This is a genomic window from Microbacterium sp. (assembly GCF_039812165.1).
Classification (GTDB): Bacteria; Actinomycetota; Actinomycetes; order Actinomycetales; family Microbacteriaceae; genus Microbacterium.
The window spans coordinates 1-5579 of the sequence record NZ_JBDIAB010000184.1; the positions used below are offsets into that span (position 1 = coordinate 1).

Annotated in this window: 7 protein-coding genes and 2 pseudogenes; 3 read left to right on the top strand and 6 right to left on the bottom strand. The window is 67.6% G+C overall.

The features are described 5' to 3' along the window. Positions 1-189: substrate-binding domain-containing protein (locus tag WML84_RS12275; RefSeq protein WP_347346429.1), on the top strand; the 189-nt coding region annotated here is incomplete at its 5' end. On the opposite strand, the gene WML84_RS12280 is transcribed toward WML84_RS12275, so the two are convergent. Continuing rightward, entirely contained in the window at positions 186-461 is a 276-nt protein-coding gene (locus WML84_RS12280; RefSeq protein WP_347346430.1) for a hypothetical protein, read from the bottom strand. The two genes, WML84_RS12275 and WML84_RS12280, sit on opposite strands and share 4 nt — an antisense overlap. Before the next feature lie 141 nt (positions 462-602). Between WML84_RS12280 and WML84_RS12285 the strand changes: the two genes are divergently transcribed. After that, a complete protein-coding gene (locus WML84_RS12285) occupies positions 603-848 on the top strand; it encodes an aldo/keto reductase (RefSeq protein ID WP_347346431.1) in 246 nt (81 codons plus the stop codon). 266 nt (positions 849-1114) lie between these two features. Next, on the top strand, positions 1115-2413 hold the full coding sequence (locus WML84_RS12290) for an ISL3 family transposase (RefSeq protein WP_347346432.1): 1299 nt from the start codon (positions 1115-1117) through the stop codon (positions 2411-2413). Between the two features lie 153 nt (positions 2414-2566). On the opposite strand, the gene WML84_RS12295 is transcribed toward WML84_RS12290, so the two are convergent. From WML84_RS12295 to gndA, 5 genes and pseudogenes are all read right to left on the bottom strand, one after another. Beyond that, positions 2567-3010, bottom strand: coding sequence for a TRIC cation channel family protein (locus tag WML84_RS12295; RefSeq protein WP_347346435.1), 444 nt, complete (start codon positions 3008-3010; stop codon positions 2567-2569). A 10-nt stretch (positions 3011-3020) separates the two neighbouring features. Then, positions 3021-3064, bottom strand: a pseudogene (locus WML84_RS12300) (hypothetical protein); the annotation flags it as partial. 67 nt (positions 3065-3131) lie between these two features. Beyond that, positions 3132-3203 (bottom strand): annotated as a pseudogene (locus WML84_RS12305) (trimeric intracellular cation channel family protein); the annotation flags it as partial. Positions 3204-3212: 9 nt separating this feature from the next. Continuing rightward, positions 3213-3593 carry a hypothetical protein gene (locus tag WML84_RS12310; protein ID WP_347346433.1) on the bottom strand — a complete coding sequence of 127 codons (381 nt, stop codon included), beginning with the start codon at positions 3591-3593 and terminating at the stop codon, positions 3213-3215. 329 nt (positions 3594-3922) lie between these two features. Beyond that, on the bottom strand, positions 3923-5518 hold the full coding sequence (gndA, locus tag WML84_RS12315) for an NADP-dependent phosphogluconate dehydrogenase (RefSeq protein ID WP_347346434.1): 1596 nt from the start codon (positions 5516-5518) through the stop codon (positions 3923-3925). Positions 5519-5579: the final 61 nt, after the last annotated feature.

A 5579-nucleotide genomic window follows, 5' to 3' on the forward strand; every position in this document is an offset into this window, starting at 1 on the left:
TTCGACGACATTTTCGGGAGTGAACTGATCGTTCCCGCGCTCACCACCGTCCGCAGTCAGCTCGAACTCGCGGGCGAACGTGCTTCGTCGCACCTGCTCGCCCTGCTACGCGGTGACGAAGTGAGCACGGAGGAGGAACTGCTTCCGACCCAGCTCGTGGTCCGGGGCTCCACGGCCGCAAGACCTTAGATTGAGCGCAGGTGAGCCGCGTTCCTTCGCGACTCACGCCCTCCTCCTGGGGATGGTCCGCTCGCGGCCAGCCTTCCGGGTTCGCTCGGCGATGTCCTTTTCAGATCGTTCGGTAATGGCCACATGACGACAGGGTCGGCGGCGCATGCTCGTCCGGCTTCGGTGACCTTCACCCGTGCGTCCGGGTCGAGCTTGGTCAGGATCGAGTAGGACAGGTCGGCGAGCTGCGCGACGCCGTCGGCATCGAGGCCATCGAGCACCATGCGGCGCACCGCCGTCGCGTACAGCGACCGGCTCGCTTCGTAGGCAGCCTCGCCAGCATCGGTGAGCTGCGCGTTCGTGGCGCGGCCGTCTTCAAGGCAGGTGCGGTCGTTGATGCGATCGAGCGGATCGCCGCCGAGCGTGGCGTCTCCATGGCGCAGGTCGCGCTCGCTTGGGTGCTGAAGAACCCTGTGGTCGACTCGGTGCTGTCCGGCGCGACCAAGGCGCACCATCTCGCGGACGCCGTGGCGGCACTGGACATCGATCTCAGCGAGGACGAGGTGACCGCGCTCGAGGCCGGGTACGTTCCGCGCGCGCCGACGTACCTTCACCTAGTGCGCGCTCGGACGCCACCCGCGATCGGGGTCGTGTCGGCAGACGCGCGGGTAAACGCGTGAGAAAGAACGAGTCGCATCTGGTGCTGGTGAGCACATCCACGAAAGGTCGGCACCCGCGGAAACACGGGCGAGGAAAGCTCCGCACACCACCGAAAGATCACTGGATGTGAGTTCAAATCCCACCGTCACCGCCACGAAAACCCCCGACTTGTCGGCGCTCCTGACGCTTCTGTGGGTGCTTGAGCGGGTCTGAGTGTGGCGCACGCCGCTTCCTGTATAGGTTCTGAGCTGTCGAAGGCATCGGAACCAGTGGTCAGGAGAACGGCGTGCGTGATGTCAGCTTATGGCGGGGTCTGCTCGGGGTCGAGAAGACGGTGCTCGAACGGGTCGAGTTCGACGAGGACGCGCAGATGCTCGTCGCGCATGTGCGGCCCCGGTCGCGGGAGCGTGGCCGGTGCGGGATCTGTCATCGTCGGAGCCCGGGCTATGACGCCGGGCCGGGTCGACGGCGGTGGCGGACGCTGGATCTGGGAACGATCCAGGCGTTCGTGGAGGCTGACTCGCCCAGGGTGCGGTGCCGGGTCCACGGCGTGGTGGTCGCCGCGGTGCCGTGGGCTCGTCACGACGCCGGGCACACCACCGTCTTCGATGATCAGGTGGTGTGGCTGGCCACGCAGGCGTCGAAGTCCACCGTGGTCGAGTTCATGCGGATCGCGTGGCGCACGGTGGGATCGATCATCGCGCGGGTCTGGGCCGATGTCGACGGCGCCGGTGATCGCTTCGACGGGTTGCGGCGGATCGGGATCGACGAGATCAGCTACAAGAAGGGCCACAAGTACCTGATGGTCGTGGTCGACCACGACACCCGCCGGCTGGTGTGGGCCGCACCGGGTCGGAACAGCGCGACGGTGGCCGAGTTCTTCGATCTGCTCGGCGAGGACCGTTGCCAGCTGATCACCCATGTTTCCGCGGATGGGGCCGACTTCATCGACCAGATCGTCGCCGGTCGGTGCCCGAACGCGGTCCGGGCCGCGGACCCCTTCCACATCGTGAAGTGGGCGACCGAGGCGCTCGACGAGGTCCGCCGTCAGGCTTGGAACGAAGCCCGCAAGCAGGCCAGCAGCGAGCCGGGGCGTGGCCGCGGGCGCCCCCGCAAGGATGCGCCGCCCAGACCGGGCAGTGAGCGAGCCACAGCGCTGAGAGGCGCCAGATACTCGTTGTGGAAGAACCCCGAGAACCTCACCGAGAACCAGCAGGTCAAGCTCGCCTGGATCGCACGCGCCGATCCGCGGCTGTACCGCGCCTACCTGCTCAAGGAAGGTCTGCGGGTGATCTTCCAGCTACCGTACGAGGCCGCCGTCGAAGCCCTGGACCGGTGGATCAGCTGGGCCCGACGGTGCCGGATCCCCGCGTTCGTGAAGCTGCAAAAGCGCGTCGTCAAGCACCGCGCCAGGATCCTCGCCGCCATCGAGCACAACCTCTCGAACGGGCTCATCGAGTCCACCAACACCAAGATCCGCCTGATCACCCGAGTCGCGTTCGGATTCCACTCCGCCAAGCCCCTCATCGCCCTGGCCATGCTCACCCTCGGCACCCACCGACCAGCCCTCCCCGGCCGGCACTGACCCACAGATCAGTCAGGAGAGCCGGATTAGTCCGCGAAATCGACGGTGGGAGTCTGCCCCACCGCAACCTTGGCCGGGCGTGTTTGGCGCGAGCGTCGTTGTCTTGCAGCGCCGCAAGCGACCGACTTCAGGTGCGACAAGGGGTCGTTGGGCTCAGGCGTTCTCGCTGCCCGTCCTTGCAGAGTGTCGGGATGCGTGGGGGACGTGCCAGTGGAGTCTCAGCGAAGCGATGCGGAAGGCGAATACCATCCCGGCGACCACCATGAGGGTCAACGGTCCGATCACATCGACCACCCAGAGTCCGGAGATCAGCGCAGCGCCCAGCAGCGCGGGCACGGCGTAGAGGTCCCGAGGGTTGAACACCTGCGGTACTCGATTGGCGACGACGTCCCGCAACAGGACAACGCCTATGCCCGTCAGTGCACCGAGCAGAGCAGCCGAGAACGGGTTCATCCCCGCTGCAAGCGCCACCGTTGTCCCTGTCGTGCAGAACAGCGCGAGACCGCCGGCATCAAAGACCAGGAGCACTCGAGCGAAGCGCTCGACACCCGGCATCAGGAAGAAGACCAGAACGGCCGCGGCGACCGGGGCAAGCATGTGCACAGGCTCGGCGAATGCGACCGGCGGGACGCCGAGGACAAGGTCTCTCATGACACCCCCGCCAACCCCCTGTCAACGACCCCAACAGCAGCGACCCCATGACATCGAACCCGCGACGTGCCGCGAGCAGGCTGCCTGAGACGGCGAAAAAGAACGTCCCGGCAAGATCGAGCAGTAGACCCCAGTCCATGAGACTCCGTCACGCGGCTTCGGCGAGCATGATCTTGCGCGCGGTCGCCGGAGTCACACGCGCGTTGCGCGCGGCGTCTGAGGTGAGAAGTGCGGTGAGGGTGCTCTTGCCGCAGCCGGTGGCGCGAGCGATGCTGCGAATGGACCTGCCCGCGTTCACCCATTGCCGCAACACTCGGACGATCTCGTCGGCGGGCACGAGCTCATCGCGCGGGTGCACACCGGCCGCGCGCGCTCGCTCCAGCTTGTAGCGGGTGCGGGCATCGCTGCAGGTCAGACCCTGCCCATCGCCGGGGCAGCGATCGCGGCATCCGAGAAGGTATCCATTCGACGTGCCGTGCTCGATGCTCCGACCGGTGCCTTCCCACCGGGACGCCTTCCACTTCGCCAAGTATCGACGGCGCGCCTCAGCGCAGGTCACCCGGCCGAGTTCCCAGTTGGGGCACCCGTGATCCGATGTGCAGCCTCTCCGGTATCCCCACCAGGTCCCGTGAACTTCCGTCGGCCCCTGCAGAGGGCCGGCTTCCGCGGTGGGTTCCTCGCGACTGCGGGGGAGCACTTGAGTGGCGGGAAGGCGGGCGAACGCGTAGTCCCGGCGTCGAGCGATGGAGGCTTCGACGCACGTCAAAGTCGTCTGGGAGCCGGCGTGCGGGCAGCCGCCACGCGACCGGCAACCGGCCGCGAATCCCGCGGGGCTTCCGTGCACGATCACATCGATCCTCAGTGGGTGTCTTCGGCTTCGATTTCGGTGCGGTCGCCTGACCAGAGGGTGTGGAAGGTGCCGGGCTTGTCGATGCGCTTGTAGGTGTGGCCGCCGAAGAAGTCGCGCTGTCCTTGGACGAGGGCGGCGGGGAGGCGTTCGGCGCGGAGCCCGTCGTAGTACGACAGCGACGACGAGAACGCGGGGGCGGGGATGCCGGCACCGGCGGCGGTCTGCACGATGCGGCGCCATGATCCCTGCGCGCGGCCGAGGGCCTCGACGAAGTAGGGCGCGGTGAGGAGCACCGGAAGGTCGGGGGCTCCGTCGTACGCATCGGCGATGCGGTTGAGGAACTGCGCGCGGATGATGCAGCCGCCGCGCCAGATCTTCGAGACGGCCCCGAGGTCGATGCTCCAGTCGTACTCGGCAGCTCCCGCGCGGATCTCATCGAATCCCTGCGAGTACGCGACGATCTTGGATGCGTAGAGGGCGAGGCGGACGTCTTCGATGAACGCGTCCGCGTCGTCCACGGCGAGGCCCTCGACGGGGCCGGGCAGGTCACCCGAGACGGCCCGCTGTTCGGGGTGGCTGGAGAGGGAGCGGGCGAATACGGCTTCGGCGATCCCGGAGACCGGCACGCCGAGGTTGAGGGCTGTCTGCACGGTCCACGCGCCGGTGCCCTTCGCGCCGGCCTGGTCGAGGATCACGTCGACGAGCGGCTTGCCGGTCTCGGCATCCACCTGCCGGAGCACCTCGGCGGTGATCTCGATCAGGTACGACTCCAGCTCGCCGCGGTTCCACTCGGCGAACACGTCCGCGATCTCGGCGGGGGTCTTGCCGGTGCCGCGGCGGATCAGGTCGTACGCCTCGGCGATCAGCTGCATGTCGGCGTACTCGATGCCGTTGTGCACCATCTTCACGAAGTGCCCGGCGCCGTCGTGACCGACGTGCGTGACACACGGCTCACCCTCCGCGACCGCCGCAATGCTCTTCAGGATCGGACCGAGCGTCACCCAGGACTCGTCCGAACCGCCGGGCATGATCGACGGGCCCAGCAGCGCGCCCTCTTCGCCGCCGGAGATCCCGGCGCCCACGAAGTTGATCCCGGTCTCACGGACCGCCTTCTCGCGGCGGATCGTGTCGGTGAACAAAGCGTTGCCACCGTCGACGATGATGTCGCCCGGCTCGAACACATCCACGAGCGCGTTGATCACGGCATCCGTGCCCGCGCCGGCCTTGACCATGATGATCGCCGTGCGGGGCTTCGACAGCGATGCCGCGAACTCCTCATACGTCGCCGCCGCGACGAACCCGGCCTCGGGGTGCGCTGCGACGAGGTGCTCGGTCTTGTCGTGGCTGCGGTTGTAGATCGCGACCGTGTTGCCCTCACGGCTGGCCAGGTTGCGGGCCAGGTTCGAGCCCATCACCGCCAGGCCTACGACACCGATGTTCGCGACCGGCCGCGCGGATACCCCGGGGCCGGTCGGCGTCGGTGCCGGGCGGGGGACGTCCTCGGGTGCCGGAGCACCCTCGTGCTCCGGCGCAGAACCGGGAGTGTCGTCCCGATCCTGAGAGATGTTCGTCTGTGCCGACCGATCAGTCTGCGACACGCTCATGTCGTTGTTCCTTCCACGCTCTGCCGGCGGCATCCGTTGCCACGCGTAACGCGATCCGGAA